Source organism: Pseudomonas sp. (assembly GCF_046581935.1).
Classification (GTDB): Bacteria; Pseudomonadota; Gammaproteobacteria; order Pseudomonadales; family Pseudomonadaceae; genus Aquipseudomonas.
On record NZ_JAYGFK010000001.1, the window covers coordinates 281,586 to 305,424 of the forward strand.

Sequence of the window (23,839 nt, forward strand, 5' to 3'; positions counted from 1 at the left end):
GGAGCGGCCTGCAGGCTCAGGCATACCAAAGTTTCCAACAGTGGGGGCTTGCTGGAAATTGAAAAGATCACCCTTACCCATAACCCAATGGTTATGGATAAGGGTTTTCGCGATAGTCAGCCGCCGCCTCTCGCAATGCTTCGCAGCACCATTGCGCCGCCAAAGAAAGCGCCGCCGTGGGGTTACTGCAAATACCTACCGAACCACCCGGCTCACTCAGACCAATATCCAGCTCCAGCAATTCACCACGCGCCAGGTCCTGGCGCACGGCATCCTGCGGCGCAATCCACACCGCATCGCTGCTTTGTACATAGCGACGGCTTAGCGCCACCGAGAGAGTTTCCAGGCGCTGCTGCGGCATGACGATGCCGCACTGCACATAAAGGCTGTCGGCATAACGGCGAATGGTAGTGCCGGCCAACGGCAGCACCACCGGATAGTTGCCCAACTGACTGCGATCACGCAGGTCAACCTGGAGCAGCGCATGCCCAGGGCGCACTACCAACACCATCGATTCACTGTACAGATGCTCAAAGGTCAGCCCCTCGATCTGCGGGCTGTCAGTCATACGGCCAACGACCAGGTCCAGCGTACCGACCCGTAACTGATCAAGCAGATTGGCGCTAAGCCCGGTCACAACGCTGACCACCAACGCCGAATGCTGTTCGTGCAAGCGCCGCACGACATCGGGCAACAGTGAGCTTTCCACCGTCGATAACACGCCCAGACGTACCGCCCCGGCTTCATGCTCGCCACTGCGCAGGCTGCGTACACCCTCACGCAGCGCCTGCACACTCGGCCCGGCGTAGCGCATAAAAGCCAACCCAGCCGCCGTTGGCGTAACGCCCTGCTTGCTGCGCTCGAACAGACTGGTAGCGAGGACTTCCTCCAGCTCCTTGAGGGTCTTCGACACCGCTGGCTGGCTGATCGCCAATACCTCGGCGGCACGCGCCAGGCTGCCCTGGCGCGCCACTTCGAGAAAGCACAGCAGGTGACGAAACTTGATGCGGTTGTCGATATTCACGGCAAACCCGTAGCGGATAGTGAGCCACAAGCCTAACGCCAAGCGGCTGTACAACCAAAGAATTGGTTATGGGTAACGCAGTGCTACTGCTTACAGAGCTGCCATTTACCCAGCGCTGTCATTGCCCTAGGCGCTTTACCGCTCAAACACGTAAAAAACGGGCGTTAATCGAACAGGCTTTATGCCTGTGATAGAGCCACACCAGCAAGCCGCAAAAGCTGATGCTGCAAGGCCTGACGCGCAGCCAAGCAATACATAACCCCCTCATTACACAGCTCGCATCAGGCAACAGATAAGAATTGCAGCACTAGGCCAATTGACCAAACTAACCGTTTAGTACATTTTTATTTGCAGCGACGTACAACTACCTGCAGCCAACGCACAATAACAAGCAGAGGTCATTGCAATGAATCACAGCCTTCTGGTACTTAACGGCCCGAATCTGAACATGCTCGGCACCCGCGAGCCGGCAAACTACGGCTATGAAACCCTCGCCGACATCGCCCAACTTTGCCAAAACACAGCCAGTCAGCACGAACTGCAACTGGAGTTTCGCCAGACTAACCACGAAGGCGAACTGATCGACTGGATTCACCAGGCACGCGGTCGCTTTGCTGGCATCGTGATCAATCCCGGTGCCTGGACCCACACCTCGGTGGCAATTCGCGACGCGCTGGTAGCCAGCGAGCTGCCGGTGATCGAGGTGCACCTGTCCAACGTGCACAAACGCGAAGCGTTTCGTCATCACTCCTTTGTTTCCGGCATTGCGGTCGGCGTGTTGTGCGGTTTGGGCAGCAACGGCTATCGCTTGGCCATCGACCATTTTGCTCACCTGTTAAAAGCCTAAACCATGACCCAGACCACCCAGAAATCGATTCTCGCCGGCCTGATTGGTGCCGGTATTCAGGCCTCGCGCACCCCTGCCCTGCATGAGCACGAAGGCGATGCCCAGGGCATCCGTTACCTCTATCGACTGATCGACCTGGATGCCCTCAAGCTGGACATCCACGCCCTGCCCGAACTGCTCAAGAGCGCCGAGCAGATGAGTTTCACCGGCCTCAATATCACCTTCCCCTGCAAGCAGGCGATTATCCCGCTGCTCGATGAGCTATCGAATGAAGCGCGCGGCATTGGCGCGGTTAACACCGTGGTGCTCAAAGACGGTAAACGCGTCGGTCACAACACCGACTGCCTGGGCTTTGCCGAAGGCCTGCGTCGAGGGCTGGGCAATGTAGCCAAGCGCCGCGTGGTGCAGATGGGCGCGGGTGGCGCTGGCGCTGCAGTGGCGCACGCCCTGCTCAGCGAAGGAGTTGAGCAACTGAGCATTTTCGAGGTCGAACCGAGCCGAGCTCAGGGCCTGGTGGACAATCTCAATGCGCATTTTGGCCATGGCCGCGCCGTGCTCGGCAGCGATCTGGCCGACGCAGTGGCCACCGCCGATGGACTGGTCAATACCACCCCAGTAGGCATGGCCAAGCTGCCCGGCATGCCGTTGCCTGCTGAATATCTTCACGCCGGTTTATGGGTAGCGGAAATCATCTACTTCCCGCTGGAAACCGAGCTGCTCAAGCATGCCCGCACCCTCGGCTGCCGCACCTTGGATGGCGGCACCATGGCAGTGTTTCAGGCGGTCAAGGCGTTTGAACTGTTCAGCGGCGTTGCCGCTGACTCCGAACGCATGCAGGCCCACTTCCACAGCATGAATGGCTAAGCCTGCGGTCATGGCGAGATCGCCATGGCCGTTTCTGCACGATATGAAAATCAGGCCTGCAGGTAGCGCAGCACCGACTCGCAGATAACCTGCTTGTGCCGCACCTTGAGCGCGTCATCATCGGCCAGGTTGATCTGGAAGATATGGCTGAAGGTGTGTCGATTGGACACCCGGTAGAAACAGAACGAGCTGATCAGCAGGTGCACATCCAGCGCCTGCAGACCCTGACGAAACGCGCCGCTAGCCTCACCACGGCGCAGGGTTTCATCCAGCAACTGCAGCACGTTATGGCTCATCGCGCGGATGGTGCTGGACTGTTTAACATTCTCGCCATTGTGGATGTTTTCGATGCAGACGATGCGCACGAAATCAACGTTGCGGTCGTGGTGATCGAAGGTGAACTCAACCAACCGCGCCAGCGCCTCACGCGGCTCCAACTCGGCCAGTTGCAAAAGCCCTTCAGTACGACGGATATCGCCGTAAAGCTTCTCCAGCACCTCGACATAGAGTTGCTCTTTACTGCCGAAGTAGTAATAAATCATACGTTTGGAGGTCTTGGTGCGCTCGGCGATAGCATCAACGCGGGCACCGGAGAGGCCATAGCTAACGAACTCAGAGATAGCCGCCTGGAGAATGTCCTCACGGGTTTTTTCCGGGTTGTTCTTACGGCTCTTGCGCGGAGTCTCGAGCGCAGGCTCGAGCGCAGGCTCGAGCAATTCAGTTGTCATTGTTATGGGCTCACGGCCAAGTACTGATAATGCCGATTATGGGCGCGACGCCATGCCGAAGGAAGACGCCAGAGCTACTGAGCAGTTGCCCTGGCAACTAGCGAGCACTCAGTTGCGCGCGCTGCGACTCTTAGCCATGGCCGCCAGACGTACTGCGACGTTGGCCGCACCGTAGCCGATATATCCGTTCTTGCGCTGGATGATCTCGAAGAAGAAACGCTCATCAAACGCCTCGGTGTACACATGGAACAGCTCACCACCCTGGGCGTCGCGGTCGTACAGTACGTTGTAATAGGCCAGCTCGCTGAGGAACTCGTCATCAAAATCAAAGCGCGCAGCGAGATCGTCATAGTAGTTCAGCGGGATATCCAACAACGGCACGCCGGCATCCTTGGCCCGACTGATCTCGGCAAAGATGTCCGCGCAGGAAAAAGCAATATGGTGCACGCCCGAGCCACGGTAACTCGACAGCGCGTGGGAAATCGCCGTGTTGCGGTTTTCCGAGACATTCAGCGGCAAACGCACGGTGCTGCAGCGGCTGCGGATCGCGCGGCTTTTGACCAGGCCGTAAGGGTCCGGCAACACCACTTCGTCGTCCGCTTCGAAATCCAGCAGGCTCTTGTAGAACAACACCCAGCTATCCAGGCTATCCGCCGGTAAAGCCATAGCCATGTGGTCGATGCGCTGTAACCCACCACCTACACCTGCCTGGCTGTCGAGGTCGAAATCGCTATCGTAAATGGTGCTGCCCGGCTCGGCGCCCTCTACCAGATAGATCAAACTGCCATCTGGCGCACGTACAGCAGGAATCTCGTGCTCGTTAGGGCCGACCAGGCCACGGTAAGGCTGGCCCTTGAAGGCGCGGGCGCGCTCCAGCGCCGAGGCACCATCCTTGACCCGCAAGGCGGTGGCGCACAGCGACGGGCCGTGGGCCTCGAAGAAGCTGTGGGCAAAGGAATAGGGTTCGGCATTCAACACGATTTTGATATCACCCTGGCTGAGCAGGCTGACGGCCTTGGAGCGATGCACGCCGCTGCGGGCAAAACCCAGGCGTTCCAGCCAACCAGCCAGCTTGGCACCCTGCGCCTCGTCCACGGCAAATTCGAGGAACTCCACGCCGTCGTAGCGACTGGCTGGCGGCGGCGCAAACAGCAGTTGCGGGTCTGCCGGCAGAGCCGCCTCTTTCTCCAGGCGCAGACGGGTCTTCTCTTCGAGGTACAGCAGCGAACGCAGGCCGTCGGCGGCATTGGCCCGAGGCGGTGCGGCACGGAAACCGTCGTTGAAGATTTCCAGCGACAACGGGCCGCTGTAGCCACTTTTCAGGATAGGCGCGAGGAAGCCAGCCAGGTCGAACTCGCCCTGCCCCGGAAAGCAACGGAAATGCCGGCTCCACTCCAGCACATCCATGGCCAGGATCGGCGCGTCGGCCATCTGCACGAAAAAGATCTTGTCACCGGGGATATCGGCAATTGCCTGTGGATCGCCTTTTAGCGACAGGGTATGGAAACTGTCCAGCAGCACGCCTAGGGCCGGATGATCCGCCTGGCGCACGATGTTCCACACCTGCTGCCAGGTGTTTACATGGCGCCCCCAAGCCAGCGCTTCATAGCCGATGCGCAGGTTGCGCGCGCCCGCGCGCTCACCGAGTAGGCGCAAGTCATCGACCAGAATCTGTTCATCGCCGAGCGAGTCGGCTGCCACGTTGCTGCACACCAGCACCAGGTCGGTGCCCAACTCCTGCATCAGGTCGAACTTGCGTTCGGCGCGGTCGAGGTTCTTTTCCAGGCGGTCGCGGCGGCAGCCTTCGAAGTCGCGGAACGGCTGAAACAGAGTAATGGCTAGCCCTAAGTCGGCGCACATCTTGCGCACATCGCGCGGGCTACCGGCGTAGTAGAGCAAGTCGTTTTCGAAGATTTCCACACCGTCAAAACCAGCGGCGGCAATAGCTTCGAGTTTTTCCGGCAGAGTACCGCTTAACGAGACAGTGGCAATTGAACGCTGCATGCTGCGACTCCAGTGAGTGAATCGGCACCGTGGGCGGCGCTTATGGGGATTCGACTGAGGGTAATCTGGAGTATTGGCAGGTCATTGTATGGGGGCAAGCAAAATGTTCTAACTAGTTACTTTTGTGTTCGATAACCGCACACAGCAGTACTCCGAGCACTCAGCCAAACCCAACGCACCCTGCCACACGCGTATCCGCGCGCTAATAAAAAAGCCCGTCGCTAGGACGGGCTGAAAGGTTCACACAAAGGAGTAATCAATGCCGATGTTGCGCTGGATTACAGAATCGACAGCGGGTAGTTGATGATCAGGCGGTTCTCATGGACGTCCTGGGCAGTGCCATCACGGCGCACGTCGGAGTTGCGCCAGCGCACGCTCAGATTTTTCAGCGTGCCTTCCTGCAGGGTGTAGGCCAGCTCGGATTCGCGGCCCCACTCCTCGGCGTCATCACGTCCGCCGAGGCGGGCGTTATCACCGCTTACGTAGCGGTTCATCAGGGTCAGACCCGGGATGCCCATGCCGGCGAAGTTGTAGTCATGACGCAGCTGCCAGGAGCGTTCTTCCGGGTTGTCGTAGCTGTTGGTGAAACCGTCGTTGACCAGGGTGCCGCCGCTGGCGCCGTCGATACGCATGAACTTGGTGTCGCCGCTCAGTTTCTGGTACGCCACGGTGAAGGTGTTGTTACCCGTCTTGGCGGTGAACGCTCCCTGGTAGACCTTGTTGTCCAGCTTGCCAGCCTTGGCCGCGCCTTCGTCTTTACCGTTGACGTAGCCGAGGTTGGCAGCCAATACCCAGTCACCGACCGGTTGGCTATGGGTCAGTTGCACGTAGCTCTGCTGGTAAACGTCTTCTAAGCGGGCATGCCAGACGCCGACCATGGTGTTGTTGCCGTTGAACTTGTATTCACCGCCGGCGAAGTTGAAGTCATCTCCTTTCACACCGCCGAAGGACATGTCTTCGCGACTGGCATCGTTACGCTGGCTGTTCTTCCAGAACTGGCCGCCGTACAGGGTCAGACCGTCGATCTCGTTGGATGTCAGTTGCGCGCCCTGGAAGGTTTGCGGCAGCGAGCGGCCGTCGTCAGCGCGCAGGACCGGCAGCACAGCGACCCACTCACCGACTTTTAGCTCGGTTTTGGAGAGTTTGGCCTTGGCTGCGACGGCGGTGCGGCCGAATTGGTCGGCGGCCTGACCGTCGTCATGGATCGGCATCAGCTGGGTGTTTGCGGCACCACGATTACCGTCCAGTTTCACGCTGTACAGACCGAGTACATCAAGACCGAAGCCTACGGTGCCTTGGGTGAAACCGGAGCGGGCGTCAAGGATAAAGCTCTGGCTCCAGCCTTCGGCTTGGCCCTGGCGTTCGCCGTTAACGGTCGGGTCAGTGCCGTTGAGATAGTTACGGTTGAAGTAGTAGTTACGCAGACCGAGGGTGACCTTGGCGTCGTCGACAAAACCGGCAGCCATGGCGCCAGACGGCAACGCCATTAACAGGCCAAGCGAGGCAGTACCAAGAGCGCCGAAAATCAGGGTGTCGTGCTTTTTCATTGTTGTATACCCGTGTTATTGGGACGAGCGCTGCCCTGCAAATCCCTGAAGGACTCGCATAGGCAATGCGCAAGAGTTATGCAGCTACTGAGTCATAGCTGCGTTAGATACCGGGCAGCGCTAAATCGCCACTTGAACCCGGCATGACACAAGCACTGGCCGTGCCCGGAGACACAGCCGGCTCAGCTCACTGAGCCGCGCGCACTTTGGCAATCTCGTCGTACATCATCTTCACCAGATCAGCATCCAGATCTTTGGAGAACTTATCGATCACCGGCTGTACGCGCTCGCGGAAACGGTCCTTCTCCTCGGCAGAGATATCGTTGACCGCCATCACGCCTTCAAGCGCGGCACGCGACTTGTCCATGCTGGCAGCAGTGACTTCGCGCTGGAACTTCTGCGCCTCACTGGCAGCTTGACGAATCAGTGCCTTTTCATCGTCATTCAGACGATTCCAGGTTTTCTGGCTGATGATCAGCGACTGCGGATTGAAGATATGCCCAGTAACCGACAGGTACTTCTGCACTTCGAAGAACTTGTTGCCTTCGATCACCGTGAAGGGGTTTTCCTGGCCGTCGATGGTGTGCTGCTCAAGGCCGGTATAAACCTCGGGGAATGCCATCGGTACCGGGTTGGCACCCAGCGCGGTGAAGGTTTCCAGATAGATTGGCGACTGGATAACGCGAACCTTCAGACCCTGCATGTCTTCAAGCTTGGTCACCGCACGCTTGCTGTTAGTCAGATGACGAAAGCCTAGGTCCCAGTAACCCAAACCAACCAAGCCCTTGCTGTCCAACTGAGCGGAGAGTTTTTCGCCAACAGGCCCGTCAATCACCGCATGCGCTTCCTCAACACTGTTGAACAGGAAGGGGAAATCGAGCATCGCGTAATCAGGGGCTTGTGCCGCCAGAATGCCGGAGTTGAGCACGGTGATATCCAGGGTTCCGCCCTGCAGGGCTGATACCGTCTGCACATCGCCGCCTAGCGTACCGCCCGGAAACAGACGCACCTTGAGCTTACCGCCGCTCTTCTCGCTAAGCAGGTCGGCGAACTTCTGCGCGCCCTGGCCCTGCGGGTGTTCTTTGACGTTCTGGAAGGCGAAACGCAGGGTGCGTTCACGGATCTCGTCAGCGTGGCTGACTACGCTACCGAGCAGCAGACCTGTGGCGCATGCGCCGGCAAGCAGGGTTTTCATCAATTGTTGCATGTCACTCTCCGATCATTGTTGTTAGAGGTCGAGTTACTACAGCTGCACCGGGATTAGCCGGTGAAGAACTTCAGCGGCCCGAGGACCAGTTGCGGGAACAGCACCAAGAGAAACAGCACCGTCAGTTGCGCGAGCAAGAACGGCCACACGCCGCCGACGATTTCCTCGATCTTCAATTTGGAGACCCCACTCACCACGTTGAGCACCGTCCCCACGGGAGGCGTGATCAAACCGATGGCGGTGTTGATCAAAAACAGCACACCGAAGTACACCGGGTCGATACCTGCCTGGGTAATCGCCGGCATCAGCACCGGAGTGAGAATGAGGATGGTCGGGGTCATGTCCATCACCGTGCCAACCATGATGATCAGCAGCATGATCACCACCAGCAGCAGCGTTGGGTTGCCCATAAAGGGCTCGAGGATATCCGCCAGTTGGCCAGGCAAATCGGCAATGGTCACCAACCAAGAAGACACCATGGCTGCAGCGACCAAAAGCATCACCACCGAAGTGGTTTTAGCCGACGACAGAATCACCTCGTACAACTGGCTGACTTTCAACTCGCGGTAGATCACCAACGCTACAAACAGCGAATAGACCGCCGCGACTACCGCTGCTTCCGTCGGGGTAAAGATGCCGAACTTGAGACCGAAAATGATGATCAGCGGCAGCCCCATCGCCCAACTGCCCTCGATCAGAGCACGTGTAATTTCAGCACGTGAGCGTTTGGGCGGCGTCTCGACGTTCTCACTGCGTGAGATAAACCACCAAGCGATGGCCAGCGCGGCACCAAGCATTATCCCCGGCACAATGCCGGCGAGAAACAGCTTGGAAATCGACACCCCAGATGCCACGCCAAAGACAATAAAACCGATGCTCGGCGGAATAATTGGCGCAATGATGCCACCAGCAGCAATCAAACCAGCCGAACGCGCCCGGTTGTGCCCTGCCAACACCATCATCGGCACCAGCAAAGCGGCTAGTGCCGCAGCATCGGCCACCGCTGACCCAGAGAGCGAAGCCAGCAGACAAGAAGCAATAATCGCCACATAACCAAGCCCCCCGCGTTTATGCCCAACCAGCGCCATCGCGATGTTGACGATGCGTTTGGACAAACCACCGACATTCATCACCTCACCGGCCAACATAAAGAACGGCACTGCCATCAGCGGAAAGCTATCAGCACCATTGAGCAGGTTCTGCGCAATGATCTGGGCATCAAACAGATCCAGGTGGAACATCAGCGCCACACTGACCAGCAGCAAGGCAAACGCGATTGGGATACCCAACGCCATACTGCCAAGTAACGAACCGAGGAAGATAACCAAGGTCATGGACGGATACTCCCGGAGTTGTTCTGCTGTTGGATTACCTCGGCGCTGCTGTCTTCGATCAGCACTGGCTCGTCATCGCCAAGCTTGCCGAACAAGGCCAGATAAAGTTCATAAAGAATGATCGCAGCGGCGCTGGCACCGAACACTAGGCCGGCGGCATAGAACACGGCCATCGACATGCCAGATGCCGGAGCCACCACATTGAGATTGATCACGGCTTGCTGCCAGCTGCCTTTAAAGATCAGCCAGCAGATAAACAGCATCAGCACATGACCGATCACCAAACAAATGCGCTTACCCAACGGCGGCAAACGTTTGATCAGGCTGTCCAACCCCAAGTGGGCGCGATCTTTGAGGGCAACCAGGGCGCCGAGAAAGATCATCCAGACGAAGAGCCAACGTGACAGCTCCTCCGACACGCTGATCCCTGAATTGAAGGCGTAACGCAGGACGACATTGCCAAACACCAGCACGATCATCATGACCATACACAGCACGATCAGCAGCTTCAGCAGTTTGAAATACAGATCGACGATTCTTGTCATTATGGGAACCTCTCAGACTCGTTGAGTACAGCGACCCACGCCGCACAACAAAACCCGCACGAATGCCGGTCACAGTTGAGCCGCACGTGTTTCGCCAGCGCGCTAAGCCTGAAGCAGTGGGTAAAGGGCTATCTGCGACGACGAGAGGCCATTGCGGGCCACAGGACAGGTGCAGAGCAAAATGAGGGAGGCGGTATTGAACGCCTGCATGCTGTACGGCATAGGGTGTTCCTCTATTTTTATTGTGGCCATTGGCAATGCTAGCCAAGACACGTGCTGACTAAAATGTACTAACTGGTTAATACGGTCAATAACCTATGCGCTGTTTCACCACCACAAGTAGGCTTGTTGGACGCCATCAAAGGCCCATGAAAAAACAATATAAGTCATTGTATATAAAGGATATTAAGTCATTTAATCGGCCTTGAAAGCAGTTCTCCGAAGCGACCTTAGGCCGGCACAAAGCGTGCGATTATCGACTATTTACCCTGCCCAACTCACCCTCTTACCCATCGCCCCCACTGGCTCTCTGCGCCGTACGCGCAGCGTTCTGTTCCGCAGGCTGATCGTCGCAGTTGGCAGCCCAGCGCACAGGTTGTATCTGCCAGCGTGGATCAACGACCGCTGACCTCAGCTGGGTTAACCTGCTTAACGTTCCCACTGCGATACAAGGCCATAACGTGTTTTCCTCTGAACGCTTGAAAGGTATTGACGTGTTCGTTTGCGTCGCCGAACTCGGCAGCTTTGCCGCCGCGGCTGAGCGCCTGAGCCTCACCAGCTCGGCGGTGAGCAAGGGCATCGCGCGTTTGGAAACCCGCCTGGGTATTCGCCTTTTTGAGCGCACCACACGCCGGCTGGCGTTGACGGATGCGGGCACAGCGTTCTACCGAACCTGCACGCGAGTGCTCGCTGATCTGGAAGAGTCGGAGCTGGCATTGCATGCCGAGTTCTTCGAACCTCGCGGACGGATTCGTATCGACTTGCCGGCGTCCTACGGCCGCATGCACGTGCTACCAGTGATCCTGCAATTCGTAAAACAGCATCCGCTGCTGATGCCGCATATCTCCTTTACCGATAGTTTTGTCGACCCAGCCGATCAGGGCATCGACATGCTGGTGCGGATTGGCGGTTCGGATGTTTGGTCATCTACGCTGGGCCACCGCTACCTGGGCGCCGAGCGCCTGATCTACTGCGCGGCTCCCGAGTACCTGTCCCGGCGCGGTGTGCCAACAAGCGAAGCGCAGCTTGAACAGCATGACTGCGTGCTCTATGGCCATAACGATGGCCAGGTCAGCCCGTGGTACCGAGAAGGTCCTCAGGCTGGCGATAAAAAGCGCCGAATCATGCCGGCGCGAATCGCTGTCGGCGATGGCGAAGGTGAGGTGCTGGCCGTTTTGGCGGGCTACGGCATTGCGCAATTGCCAACCTGGCTGGTGCAAGCACACTTGAATAGCGGCGCACTGGTCGAGGTGCTACCGCAGCTGTCCACCGACGGCCTGCCGATGAACCTGGTCTGGCTGAAGAAGCGCGAAGCGTTGCCCAAGGTCAGCGCCCTGCTGGAAGCACTCGCGGCCTGCCTGTCTCCCGCAGGCCACGTCTTGCCCGCGCACACCGACAAGTGAATTTAAATCACTAATAGCCAGAAAAAACGCCAGCAATAGACGCCCGAAGAATCAATACCATGACGCCCTCCTCGAACAAAGAGCGGCGTCATGAGTGCTATCGAATCACCCCGGCCACAGGCTGTATCTGCCACAGGCTCCACGCTAAGCATCATCATCCTGGCCATCTCGGCCTTTCTGATTGTGACCACCGAATTCCTGATTATCGGCCTACTGCCGGCGTTGGCCCGTGACCTGGGCATTTCAATTACCGCTGCCGGTCAGTTAGTCACGCTGTTCGCCTTCACCGTGATGCTCTTTGGTCCACCACTTACCGCCGCCCTCGCCCACCTGGACAGGAAAAAACTGTTTATTGCGATACTGCTGGTCTTCGCATTTGCCAACGGCCTGGCGGCGCTGTCATCGAACATCTGGATACTGGCCCTCGCACGCTTTATCCCGGCGCTGATGCTGCCAGTGTTCTGGGGCACAGCCAGTGAAACGGCAGCGCAACTGGCCGGCCCGGCAAAGTCAGGCCAAGCCATTGCTCGAGTCTATCTGGGTATCACCGCTGCGCTGCTGCTGGGTATTCCCCTGGGCACACTGGCGGCCAACGGCATCGGCTGGCGGGGCGCATTCTGGCTGTTGGCGGGTTTATCACTGCTGATGGCCATTGCCATAGCGGTCTATATGCCGAAGGTCGCGCGCACCGCGCGGGTCGACTTCCTCAAGCAAGCGCGCATCTTCAAAGAGCCACTTTTTCTGGCCAACGTCGCGCTGTCGATCATCATCTTCAGCGCCATGTTTGTCGCTTACACCTACCTGGCCGACATCCTCGAGCGGGTGGCCGGCGTGGCTCCCGCGCATGTCGGCTGGTGGATGATGGGCTTCGGCGCCATAGGCCTGATTGGCAACTGGGTTGGCGGCAAAGCAGTGGATCGCTCGCCACTCAAGGCCACAACCCTGTTCGTGGTGCTGCTGGCGGCGGGCATGGCGGCCGTCACGCCCTTGGCCACCTCAGGCCTACTGGTTTGCATTGCGTTAGCGCTTTGGGGCATTGCCAACACAGCGCTTTATCCGATCTGCCAGGTGCGGGTGATGAACTCCGTGAGCCATTCCCAGGCCCTTGCAGGAACAACCAACGTTTCTGCAGCCAACGCCGGGATAGGCATCGGCGCGATCATCGGCGGTTTGACCATCCAGACCGCAGGCATAGCCAGCGTTGGCTATGTAGCAGCGGCCGTTGCCGGGCTTGCGTTGCTGATGACTCCGTTGGTAAGCCGCCTTGCCGCTCGCAATTAGCGGCTCATTAGCCGGCTTGTCGAGACTCAGCGCGTTAGGCGAAAGGCCTTGGGCGACATCCCGCTGCCGCGTTTGAAGAAGCGGGAAAAGTACGCCGGTTCGGAAAAGCCCAAACTGTCCGATATTTGATTGACCGTCATGGCGGTGTAAACCAAGCAGCGTTTGGCCTCTAGCAGCAAGCGCTGATTAATCAGCTGCAAGGCTGATTGCCCGCCCAAACGCCGGCACAGGGCATTCAGGTGCGCGGCGCTGATGCCCAGTTCGGCGGCGTAATGCTCAATAGGCCAATGCTCGCGGTAGTGAATTTCCAGCAGGCGAGTAAAGCGCAGCAAGTGTTCGCGGCCACGGTCCGGGTTCTGCGCCTCGGCATTTTCAAGAGCTATCGCGCGGCGTCCAACCCATACCAGCAGCGCACTGATCAAGGATTGCAGCATCAGCTCACGTCCCGCCTGTGAGCTGCTGTATTCCTCATTAATGGAATTGAACAACGCATCCAGATAAGGCTGCTGCTCACCCACCGGATAGCAGGCCGCACGCGCCAGTGGCTGACTGCCGAGCAGCGTGCCGAGCTGCTCCACCAGTGGCAACGCCAAGCTGAGTACGTGGCCCTGAATGTCCTGCGAGAAGCGAAAGCCATGCACGCTGAGCGCGGGCACTACCTGTAGCGAAGGTTGCTGCACGCAATTGATTACACCCTCGACCTCCAGCTCCGCACTGCCACCTTGCACATACAGCAGTTGCACCAGATCGCCATGCCGATGAGGTTTGATCTCCCAATCGTGCAAGCGGCTGCGCTCAGGAATCGACTCGCAATGGATCAAGTCTGGCGTCGGCCAGGCGGCCGTTTCGCCGTATAGCTTGAACACCGGCACCGCCGTGGCAGGAAACTTATGCATCACGTAGCAATACTCGAAAAGTCCATAAACATAATCGGATAGTGCCTTCAAAGCCCAAGGCTATCCACCAAAAATACAGGAGAACCAATCAAGGCAAGCACTAGTGGCCTGCCCTATCGCCCAAGGACAATAACAATGAAGACTCAAGTTGCGATTATCGGTGCCGGTCCCTCCGGCCTTCTGCTCGGCCAGCTGCTACTCAAAGCCGGCATCGACAACATCATCATCGAACGCCAAAGCCCCGACTATGTGCTCAGCCGTATCCGCGCTGGTGTGCTGGAACAAGGCATGGTTGACCTGCTGCGCGAAGCCGGTGTGAATGAGCGCATGGACCAGGAAGGCCTGGTGCATGACGGCTTCGAACTGGCCTTCGACGGCCGCCGCGAGCGCATTGATCTGCGCGAACTCACCGACGGCAAAAGCGTGATGATCTATGGCCAAACCGAAGTCACCCGCGACCTGATGGCCGCACGTCAGGCCAGCGGCGGCATCACCCTGTACAACGTCACCGACGCCCAACTGCACGAACTCAAGAGCGCGCAACCGCACGTCATCTTCAGCCATAACGGTGAGACAGTTCGCTTGGACTGCGACCATATTGCCGGCTGCGACGGTTTCCACGGCGTCTCGCGTCAATCAATCCCGCAGGGTGTGCTGAAAGAATTCGAGCGGGTTTACCCGTTCGGCTGGCTCGGTGTACTGGCTGACACCCCGCCGGTCAATGAAGAGCTGATCTACGCCAACCACGAACGCGGCTTCGCCCTGTGCAGCATGCGCTCGCCGACCCGCACCCGTTATTACGTGCAAGTTGCCAGCGAGGAAAAGGTCGAAGACTGGTCCGACGAGCGCTTCTGGGACGAACTTAAAAGCCGCCTACCCGCCGAAACCGCCGCACGCCTGATCACCGGTCCATCCATCGAAAAAAGCATCGCGCCGCTGCGCAGCTACGTGGTCGAGCCGATGCAGTACGGCCACCTGTTCCTGGTCGGCGATGCCGCCCACATCGTCCCACCAACTGGCGCCAAAGGCTTGAACCTGGCCGCCAGCGACGTCAGCACGCTGTACAACATCCTGCTCAAGGTTTATCGCGAAGGCCGTAGCGATTTGCTGGAGCGCTACTCGGCCGTGTGCCTGAAACGCATCTGGAAAGCCGAGCGTTTCTCCTGGTGGATGACCTCGATGCTGCACAAATTCCCAGGCACCGACGCCTTTAGCCAGCGCATGCAGCAAACCGAGCTGGACTACTTTGTCGGCTCCGAAGCGGGGCGCAAAACCATTGCCGAGAACTATGTCGGCCTGCCCTACGAGGCTATTGAGTAACGGCTTCCGGCTCCCGCTCGCGGGAGCTTTTACCGCCGCTGGAGTCAGTGCAAGGACGTTACTTCCAACGCACCACTCCCAAACCTGAATGCCATAAGGATTTAAATCACTGCTACAGACCGAGTCATGGCCAAAACACACCCGCCTTGGGTAAGCTCTGCCGACTTATGCGCCACAACGATTAATCAGGCGTAATCAAAGGATGGGCATTCAAGGGATCGACCATGGCAGTCAGCAGTAACTTCGCATTTCTCCAGGAGCACGATCCCATCTTCCTGCAACTGGCGAGCACAGCCGAGCAGGTCTTCCCCAGCGATCCCAACACCACCCTGATCAAACTGCGCCAACTGGGTGAAGCCCTGGCCCAGGATTTGGCCAGCCGTGCCGGTATCGAGTTCGATGCCAACACCACCCAGTCAGACCTGCTCTACAAGCTCAGCCGCGAGATTCAGCTGGATCAGAACATCCGCAGCCTGTTCCACACCCTGCGCATCGAGGGTAACAAGGCCACCCACCAATTCCGCACCCAACACCGTGAGGCCATGGATGGTTTGAAGGTCGCGCGAGCTCTGGCCATCTGGTTTCACCAGTCCGTTGCCAAGGCCGGCAGCAGTTTCAAACCGGGCCCCTTTGTCACGCCTGCCGACCCCAGCGCCCCGCTGCGCGATCTGCAAAACCAGATCGAACAGCTCAAGGCGCAGCTCAGCGAATCCAGCCAGCAATTGGAGAGCAACCAGCAGCTTGCCGAACTGCACAAGCGAGAGGCCGAGGAATACGCGGTACTCGCCGAACAGATGGATATCGAATCCCGCACTCACAAACAACTGGCTAGCGAACATGAAGCGGCTCTGAGCACGCTTCGCCGCGAACACGAACAACGCATCAAGGCTTTGCAGCTCCAGTTGTTGACCCAGCCCCAGGCTACTCAGCAAGTCATGCATCGCACCATGCAGGCCACCAGCAGCTTCGACCTATCGGAAGATCTAACGCGCATTCTGATTGATCAGCAGTTGCTTGAGGCTGGCTGGGAAGCTGACTCCCTCGACCTCACTTACAGCAAAGGTGCGCGCCCGCAGAAAGGTAAGAACAAGGCCATCGCCGAATGGCCCACCAGCAGCCCCAAAGCCTGCGCCGACTACGTGCTGTTCGCCGGCCTGATGCCTATCGCCATCGTCGAAGCCAAGCGCAAACGGATCAACATTGCTGACCGCATCCCTCAAGCTGAGCGCTACGCCCGCGAGTTCCAGCTAAGTGCCGAACACCAACAACCCGGGCTGCTAGCCGGTCAGGAGCAGTCCTGGCCTGATGGCCAGGGCGGCCACTTCCGTGTGCCCTTTGCCTTTGCCTGCAACGGCCGGCCCTTTATCAAGCAGCTCGCCGAACAGTCCGGCACCTGGTTCCGAGACCTACGCAGCCCGGCCAATACGCGTCGACCGCTGCACAGCTTTCACAAACCGGATGCCCTGTTAGACCTCCTCAAACGCAGCCGCGCCGATGCAGAAGCCAAGCTCAAGGACGAAGGTTTCACCTACCTCAAGCTGCGTGATTATCAGGAGAACGCCATCCGCGCCGTGGAGCTGGCCCTGGCCAACAACCAACGCGATTGCCTACTGGCCATGGCCACCGGCACCGGTAAAACACGCACCATCATTGGCTTGATGTACCGCTTCCTGAAAGCCGAACGCTTCAAGCGCATCCTCTTTCTGGTCGACCGTAGCGCCCTTGGCCAACAAGCCATCGACGCATTCAATGACACCACCCTTGAGCAAAACCAAAGCCTGGCGCAGATCTACAACATCAAAGAGCTCGGCGACATGGCGGCCGAGGCGCAAACCCGTGTGCAAGTGGCCACCGTGCAGGCCATGGTTAGCCGCATCTTCCGCTCAGACAACCCACTGCCCGTGGGCGAGTTCGACTGCATCATCGTCGATGAAGCCCACCGCGGTTATACCCTCGACCAAGAGATGACCGAAGGTGAGCTGACCGTACGCGACCACAACCAATACCTCTCGCAATACCGCCGCGTACTGGACCACTTCGATGCCTGCCGTATCGGCCTCACCGCCACCCCGGCCAAACACACCAGCGAAATTTTCGGCAAACCCGTATTCATCTACAGCTACCGCGAAGCCGTGGCCGACGATTGGCTGGTGGATCACGAACCGCCAATTCGTTATGAAACCCAGCTCAGCCAACACGGCATCCATTTTGAGAAAGGCGAGTCGGTCAGCGTCATCAACACACAGACAGGCGAAGTCGACGTAACCGAACTGGAAGACGAACTCACCTTCAACATTGAATCGTTCAACCGCCGTGTCATTACGCCGGCCTTCGACAAAGTCATCTGTGACGAACTGGCTAAAGAGCTGGACCCGTTCGGTGATGAAAAGGCCATGATCTTCTGCGTCAACCAGGCCCATGCCGTTCGCGTAAAAAACTTGCTCGATGACGCTTTTAAAGCCGCTTACGGCGAGCAATACAACCAAGCCGCCGTGCAAATCATCACCGGTCAGAGCGATAAAGTTGAGCAACTGATTCGCCGCTACAAGAACGAACCCAACCCCACTATCGCCATCACCGTCGACCTGCTCACCACCGGCATCGACGTGCCGAGAATCTGCAACCTGGTGTTTATGCGCCGTGTGCGCTCGCGCATCCTCTACGAGCAGATGAAAGGCCGCGCCACCCGTCGCTGCGATGACATTGGCAAAACCGTATTCCGCATCTACGACCCCGTCGACCTCTATGCCAGCCTAGAAGCGGTCGACACCATGAAGCCCCTGGTGAAGAACCCCAACATCAGCCTGGAGCAACTGGTCAGCGAACTCACCAACGGAGCCAGCCATGACGCACCCGGCAGCCAGGACGACAGCAGCCACGCCCATGACGTGCTCGACCAACTGAGCCAGCGCGTTATGCGTATTCTGCGCAAAGCCCAGCACAAGGCCGAGGACAAACCCACGCTGAAGAAAAAGCTCGATGAACTGCAAGACGTGTGGGGCGTTGAGCCGGCCCAACTGCACAAACACCTGCACGCACTCGGCCCACAGCAAGCCGCCAACTTCGTCCGCCAACACAGCCAACTGCTCAACCAGCTTGCCGCCGTCAGCGCCCTACTCGGCTCGGAGAACTACCCGGTAATCGCCACCCACAGCGACGAATTGGTGGTGCGCGAACAGAACTACGGACAAAACCAGAAACCCGCTGACTACCTGGAGAGCTTCAACGACTTTATTCGCCAGCAGCTCAACCAGTCAGCCGCCCTTGGCGTAGTGGTCAATCGCCCCAAAGACCTCACCCGCGAGCAACTGCGCGAAGTACGCCTACTGCTCGACCAACACGGCTTTAGTGAAGCCAACCTGAAAAGCGCCTGGCGCAACCAGACCAACCAGGAAATTGCCGCCAGCATCATCGGCTACATCCGCCGAGCCGCTATTGGTGAAGCCCTGCAACCGTTCGACCAACGCGTGGCCCACGCCATGCAAACGATCTACGCCCTGCAACCCTGGACGACCGTGCAGCGCCGCTGGCTAGAGCGCTTGGCCAAGCAGTTGGTGCATGAAGTGGTGATCGATACGCAACAACTCAACGACGCCTTCCGCAATGACGGCGGCATGAAAAGCCTGGATCGCAACCTGGGCGGGAACCTGGGTCAGGTATTGGAAGCCTTGAATAACAACCTCTGGTCGGCTGCGAGTTAAGCGCTAAAGCAACCCAGCGGGTGCCACTTCGACTGTCCTCTGTCCTAGGACAGAGGACAGTCGCTAACAAACCGTCGAGCCGAACGCCATCTCTCAAACATGAGAAGACGGCAAATAACACCTTGCATCAGGCCTAACAAAAGACAAGAATCAACAAAATTTCGTTAGAAGTTAAAGAATATGATCAAATCCATCCGTATCTCGAACTTCTACAGCTTTGTTGGCGAAACCGAAGTCGACTTCACCCTCGGCAAAAAACCCACGCCCTCCGGCTTCGACATCGATCTAGCCGATGGCAACCGCCTGAACAAAGTCATAGCGGTGGTCGGGGCCAATGGCTCAGGCAAGACGCAGCTCATCAAGCCGTTGGCGTTTCTCAGCTGGTTTGTCTGTGATTCGTTTCTGGAAAACGCCCCAGACAGCGCGATTTTTTACCGACCCCATCGCCTGCACGCCGCTGAAGAGACACGCATTGAAGTCGACTTCCTGCTGGGCGGCATCGAACATCGCTACCAGCTCGCCCTTCAGTCAGGGCTGGTGCTCCGAGAAGTCCTGCAACAACGAACCAGCAGCCAGTTCAGTTATTTGTTCCGTCGCGAGCGGAATGGTGATGGCTTCAGCTTCAAACAAAAAGGCTTTCCCTTCCCCAAGGCCCAGGCCGAAAGCATTCGTGCTAACGCGTCGCTGCTTGCCGCCGCACACAGCTACGATATTCGCGAAGCCAGGCCTTTCATCGAGTATTTCGAGCGGGTGACCAGCAACGTCAATGCCATGGGCCGTAGCCATTTCCAGCATGGGGAGGTGTTTGTTGCGGCAAGGGATTATGAGCAAGCGCCGCAGCTCAAGGCGCGTATGGTGGAAGCCATGCGCGAGTTTGACCTTGGCCTGAGCGACATCGCCATTCGTCAACGCGTAATCACCCGTGAAGATGGCAGCGCCAGTACGCTGCATGAACCCTTCGGACTGCACCGCAACAACGCTGGCCAAGAGTTCGAGTTGAACTTCTTCGACGAATCCAGCGGTACGCAGTCCGCTTTCGTGCTGCTGGGAAAAGTCCTGCACGCGCTGGAGTTTGGCGGTATCGCCGTTATCGATGAAATCGACAACGACCTGCACCCGCACCTGATGCCACGCATTCTCGACTGGTTCCGTTTCGAGCACAGCAATCCGCATCAGGCCCAGTTGATCTTCACCTGCCATACACCGGAGTTGCTCAACCATCTGCAGAAGCATCAGGTCTATCTCTGTGAAAAGCGTGACCAGTGCTCCGAAGCCTGGCGACTGGATGAAGTTCAGGGCCTACGAGCCGACGACAACCTCTATGCCAAATACATGGCGGGTGCCCTCGGCGGGGTGCCGGATCTATGAAGCGAGCAGTGCGCAAAGGACCGCGCAACCTCATGCGCAGCACACTTCTGGTGGTGGGTGAAGGTGCGGATGACCGAGCCTTCATAACCCTCATGAAACAGCTCTACTGCCCGCGCGACAGTGGCATGAGCATCAAGGTCGAAGCAGGTGATGGCGGCTCACCGGGCAACGTCATCACCCACGCCATTCGCAAGTACCAGGGCAAAGACTATGACCGACGCCTGTTCCTGCTCGATGCCGACCTGCCACCTAACGAGGCTGACTACAAACGCGCCGCCAAAGAGGGCTATGCAATCATTCTTTGGCAGCCACAATGCCTTGAAGGTGCCTTGCTCGATACGTTGGGCGAGCCAGTGGGTCAACACGAAAACAGCCAACAGCTCAAGGCTCGCCTACATCCTCGGTTGGATGGCAGACACACTGACGCCTTCGCCTACGCAACCCTCTTCACCCGGCAGATACTGGATGCCGGACGAAATGTCGCCGTCACTCAGGTACGCGAAGCATTACAGCCCCCCGCTTGTAACTAAGGCGCGCATGGCCATCCTTGAAAAGCCCCGCCTTGACCACTACCCTCGGCAACCACATACCCGCCATGCCTCTGACTGCCCCGGCAGCCACGCACAAATCGTGCGGGTTTTTTATTTCTGGTAGGAAGCCCCATGACCAACTCCGATATTGTCCAGAAGCTCTGGAACCTCTGCGACGTGCTGCGCGACGACGGCATCAACTACAGCGACTACGTCACCGAGTTGGTGCTGCTGCTGTTTATCAAGATGGAATACGAGCAGGTACAGAACAACGCCAGCTTCGCCCACAAGCTGCCCGAGGGTGCGCGCTGGCCGGATTTGGCCGGTAAATCCGGGCTTAACCTGCTGGATCACTACCGGCAAATGCTGCTCGACCTCGGCAAAAACACCGACCCGTTGATCGCCGCCATTTATGCCGATGCGCAAACTCGCCTAAAAGAGCCGCGCCACCTGGAGCAACTGATCAAAAGCCTGGACGGCATCGACTGGTTCAGCGCCCGTCAGGATGGCCTCGGCGACCTCTACGAAGGCCTGCTGGAAAAGAACGCCAGCGAAACCAAATCCGGTGCCGGCCAATACTTCACCCCGCGCCCGCTGATCGACAGCATCATCAACTGCCTCAAACCGCAGCCCGGTGAAACCATTCAGGACCCGGCCGCCGGCACCGCCGGTTTTTTGATTGCCGCCGATGCCTACATCAAGCGCCACACCGATGATCACTACGACCTCGACGCCAAGGCGCAAACCTTCCAACGTAACCGCGCCTTTGTTGGCGTCGAGCTAGTGCCCGGCACCCGCCGCTTGGCGTTGATGAACACCCTGCTGCACGGCATGGAGGGTGACGAAGAAGGCGTGGTACACCTCGGCAACGCCCTCGGCCAAACCGGCGCGAACCTACCCAAAGTTGACGTGATTCTCTCCAACCCGCCGTTCGGCACCGCCAAAGGCGGCGGCGGCCCCACCCGTGATGACCTCACGTTTAAAACCAGCAACAAGCAACTGGCCTTCTTGCAACACATTTACCGTGGCCTAAAACCCGGTGGCCGCGCCGCCGTGGTATTGCCCGACAACGTGCTGTTCGAGGCCGGAGTCGGCACCGACGTGCGCCGCGACCTGCTCGACAAATGCAACCTGCACACCCTCCTGCGCCTGCCCACCGGCATCTTTTACGCCCAGGGCGTAAAGACCAACGTGCTGTTCTTCCAAAAAGGCACCGCCGCCAACCCACGCCAGGAACACGGCTGCACCCAGCGCGTGTGGGTGTATGACCTGCGCAGCAATATGCCCAGCTTCGGCAAACGCACACCTTTCGGCGCAAACCACCTGAAACCCTTTGAGGATGCCTATGGCGCGGACGCCAACGGCAACAGCCCACGCGCCGAGAATGTCGAAGGCATCGGCGAACTTAGCCGCTTCCGCGTATTTACCCGCGAACAAATCAAAGAACGCGGCGACTCGCTGGATATCAGCTGGCTAAAAGATGCCGACAGCCTCGACGCCGCCGACTTACCAGCGCCGGAAGTGCTGGCCGGCGAAGCCATGGCCGAACTGACCGAAGCCCTGCATGAGCTGGAAGAACTGATGAAAGCGCTGGGGGCTGGGGATGAAGTGGCGGCGCAGAAGCAGTTGATGGCGGAAGTTATGGGGTTGGCGGTGGTTGAGGGGAATGGGGAATGAGTGAGTTGCCGAGTGGGTGGGTTGTCTGTCAATTGTCAGATATTGGCCACATCGTTACGGGGAAGACGCCAAGCACCAAAGAGCCGCGCTTTTATGGCGGGGAAATACCCTTCATCAAGCCGGGTGACCTTGATCACAGCGGCCCAGTGATCTCAACCGAAGTGTATTTGACAGATGATGGGCTGGCTGAGGTGCCAGCTCTGCCACCAGACAGTATTGTGGTTACCTGTATTGGGAACCTTGGCAAGGTGGGGATTACAACTAAGCTGTCGGCTTCGAACCAGCAAATCAACGCGGTAGTCCCAGATCAAGGCGTTGATCCCACATACATCTTTCACTACTGCAAAACGCTGAAGCCTTGGCTTGAGAGTGAGTCGTCAGCGACCACGATTTCAATTGTTAACAAGGGCATCTTTTCGACTGCTCCAATCCCGCTGCCGCCACTCGCCGAACAAACCCGCATCGCCCAAAAACTTGATGAACTGCTGGCCCAGGTCGACACCCTCAAAGCCCGCATCGACGCCATCCCCGCCCTGCTCAAACGCTTCCGCCAATCCGTCCTCGCCGCAGCGGTTTCTGGGCGGTTGACAGGGGGGTGGCGAGCGCAGATTGGCATAGGACTCTCGGTAGAGTGCTCTGAAGACTTTGCATGGCCTGCAGTCCGCCTCGGTGAAGTCGCCCGTGACTTCTCATATGGCAGCTCTGCCAAGTCACAGCCAACTGGTAACATACCGGTCTTGCGAATGGGGAACATCCAAGGCGGCCGCCTTGTTTGGGACGATCTAGTTTTCTCTTCTGACCAAAAGGAAATTGAGAAATACGCGCTCAAATCGGGAGACGTGCTTTTCAACAGGACGAACAGCCCGGAACTGGTTGGAAAGACGGCAATTTACAAAGGGGAGCAACCTGCGATTTATGCCGGATACCTGATTCGCATCAGGTGTTCCGAGCATCTTTCTCCTGATTTTCTGAACTACTGCTTGAACAGCCCGCAAGGTAGGGACTACTGCTGGCAGGTCAAGACTGATGGCGTCAGCCAGTCAAACATCAACGCAAAAAAGCTGGCTGATTTCAGGCTTGGCTTGCCCTCAATCGAAGAGCAAACCGAAATCGTCCGCCGCGTCGAACAACTCTTCGCCTTTGCAGATCAACTGGAAGTCAAAGTCGCCTCAGCCAAAAGCCGCATCGACCACCTGACCCAAAGCATCCTGGCCAAAGCCTTCCGTGGCGAACTGGTACCGCAAGACCCCAACGACGAACCGGCCAGCGTGCTGCTGGAACGCATCCAAGCCCAACGCGCCGCCGCACCCAAAGCCAAGCGCGGCAGAAAGAGCGCATAACCCC

General features: G+C 58.1%; 18 protein-coding genes. 10 read left to right on the forward strand and 8 right to left on the reverse strand.

What is annotated here, in order from left to right; all coding sequences use genetic code 11:
- Positions 1–91: 91 nt before the first annotated feature.
- Positions 92–1,024, reverse strand: a complete 933-nt coding sequence (gene pcaQ / locus VCA57_RS01250) for a pca operon transcription factor PcaQ (protein ID WP_411183197.1) — start codon at positions 1,022–1,024, stop codon at positions 92–94.
- A gap of 406 nt (positions 1,025–1,430) precedes the next feature.
- On the opposite strand from pcaQ, the gene aroQ reads away from it, so the two are divergent.
- Together aroQ and VCA57_RS01260 are read left to right on the forward strand one after the other, a co-directional pair.
- Positions 1,431–1,871, forward strand: a complete 441-nt coding sequence (gene aroQ / locus VCA57_RS01255) for a type II 3-dehydroquinate dehydratase (RefSeq protein WP_411183135.1) — start codon at positions 1,431–1,433, stop codon at positions 1,869–1,871.
- A gap of 3 nt (positions 1,872–1,874) precedes the next feature.
- Positions 1,875–2,735, forward strand: a complete 861-nt coding sequence (locus tag VCA57_RS01260; protein ID WP_411183136.1) for a shikimate dehydrogenase — start codon at positions 1,875–1,877, stop codon at positions 2,733–2,735.
- A 50-nt stretch (positions 2,736–2,785) separates the two neighbouring features.
- Here the strand turns inward: VCA57_RS01260 and VCA57_RS01265 are convergent, their stop codons facing one another.
- From VCA57_RS01265 to VCA57_RS01290, 6 genes are all read right to left on the reverse strand, one after another.
- Entirely contained in the window at positions 2,786–3,463 is a 678-nt protein-coding gene (locus tag VCA57_RS01265) for a TetR family transcriptional regulator (protein WP_411183137.1), read from the reverse strand.
- A gap of 108 nt (positions 3,464–3,571) precedes the next feature.
- A complete protein-coding gene (gene quiC, locus VCA57_RS01270) occupies positions 3,572–5,467 on the reverse strand; it encodes a 3-dehydroshikimate dehydratase QuiC (protein WP_411183138.1) in 1,896 nt (631 codons plus the stop codon).
- A gap of 278 nt (positions 5,468–5,745) precedes the next feature.
- Positions 5,746–7,014: an OprD family porin gene (locus VCA57_RS01275; protein ID WP_411183139.1), complete on the reverse strand. Its 1,269-nt coding sequence runs from the start codon at positions 7,012–7,014 to the stop codon at positions 5,746–5,748.
- A gap of 187 nt (positions 7,015–7,201) precedes the next feature.
- Positions 7,202–8,221: a TRAP transporter substrate-binding protein gene (locus tag VCA57_RS01280; RefSeq protein ID WP_411183140.1), complete on the reverse strand. Its 1,020-nt coding sequence runs from the start codon at positions 8,219–8,221 to the stop codon at positions 7,202–7,204.
- Positions 8,222–8,274: 53 nt separating this feature from the next.
- Positions 8,275–9,555, reverse strand: coding sequence for a TRAP transporter large permease subunit (locus VCA57_RS01285; RefSeq protein WP_411183141.1), 1,281 nt, complete (start codon positions 9,553–9,555; stop codon positions 8,275–8,277).
- The gene (locus VCA57_RS01290; RefSeq protein ID WP_411183142.1) at positions 9,552–10,100 is read right to left on the reverse strand and encodes a TRAP transporter small permease; all 549 of its coding nucleotides are present in this window, start codon (positions 10,098–10,100) and stop codon (positions 9,552–9,554) included. The genes VCA57_RS01285 and VCA57_RS01290 overlap by 4 nt, the downstream gene beginning before the upstream one ends.
- A gap of 680 nt (positions 10,101–10,780) precedes the next feature.
- Between VCA57_RS01290 and VCA57_RS01295 the strand changes: the two genes are divergently transcribed.
- Together VCA57_RS01295 and VCA57_RS01300 are read left to right on the forward strand one after the other, a co-directional pair.
- Positions 10,781–11,722, forward strand: coding sequence for a LysR family transcriptional regulator (locus VCA57_RS01295; RefSeq protein ID WP_411183143.1), 942 nt, complete (start codon positions 10,781–10,783; stop codon positions 11,720–11,722).
- A 90-nt stretch (positions 11,723–11,812) separates the two neighbouring features.
- On the forward strand, positions 11,813–13,003 hold the full coding sequence (locus VCA57_RS01300) for an MFS transporter (RefSeq protein WP_411183144.1): 1,191 nt from the start codon (positions 11,813–11,815) through the stop codon (positions 13,001–13,003).
- Between the two features lie 26 nt (positions 13,004–13,029).
- On the opposite strand, the gene VCA57_RS01305 is transcribed toward VCA57_RS01300, so the two are convergent.
- A complete protein-coding gene (locus VCA57_RS01305; RefSeq protein ID WP_411183145.1) occupies positions 13,030–13,899 on the reverse strand; it encodes a helix-turn-helix domain-containing protein in 870 nt (289 codons plus the stop codon).
- A gap of 135 nt (positions 13,900–14,034) precedes the next feature.
- Here VCA57_RS01305 and pobA point away from each other — a divergent pair, with 135 nt between their 5' ends.
- From pobA to VCA57_RS01335, 6 genes are all read left to right on the forward strand, one after another.
- Positions 14,035–15,219 (forward strand): 4-hydroxybenzoate 3-monooxygenase, encoded by a 1,185-nt coding sequence (gene pobA, locus VCA57_RS01310; protein WP_411183146.1) that lies wholly within the window; start codon positions 14,035–14,037, stop codon positions 15,217–15,219.
- 224 nt (positions 15,220–15,443) lie between these two features.
- On the forward strand, positions 15,444–18,920 hold the full coding sequence (gene hsdR, locus VCA57_RS01315) for a type I restriction-modification system endonuclease (RefSeq protein WP_411183147.1): 3,477 nt from the start codon (positions 15,444–15,446) through the stop codon (positions 18,918–18,920).
- A gap of 180 nt (positions 18,921–19,100) precedes the next feature.
- Positions 19,101–20,288, forward strand: a complete 1,188-nt coding sequence (locus VCA57_RS01320) for an AAA family ATPase (RefSeq protein WP_411183148.1) — start codon at positions 19,101–19,103, stop codon at positions 20,286–20,288.
- Positions 20,289–20,320: 32 nt separating this feature from the next.
- Positions 20,321–20,818 carry a hypothetical protein gene (locus VCA57_RS01325; protein WP_411183149.1) on the forward strand — a complete coding sequence of 166 codons (498 nt, stop codon included), beginning with the start codon at positions 20,321–20,323 and terminating at the stop codon, positions 20,816–20,818.
- Positions 20,819–20,950: 132 nt separating this feature from the next.
- The gene (locus tag VCA57_RS01330) at positions 20,951–22,495 is read left to right on the forward strand and encodes an N-6 DNA methylase (RefSeq protein WP_411183150.1); all 1,545 of its coding nucleotides are present in this window, start codon (positions 20,951–20,953) and stop codon (positions 22,493–22,495) included.
- Positions 22,492–23,835 (forward strand): restriction endonuclease subunit S, encoded by a 1,344-nt coding sequence (locus tag VCA57_RS01335; RefSeq protein WP_411183151.1) that lies wholly within the window; start codon positions 22,492–22,494, stop codon positions 23,833–23,835. The genes VCA57_RS01330 and VCA57_RS01335 overlap by 4 nt, the downstream gene beginning before the upstream one ends.
- Positions 23,836–23,839: the final 4 nt, after the last annotated feature.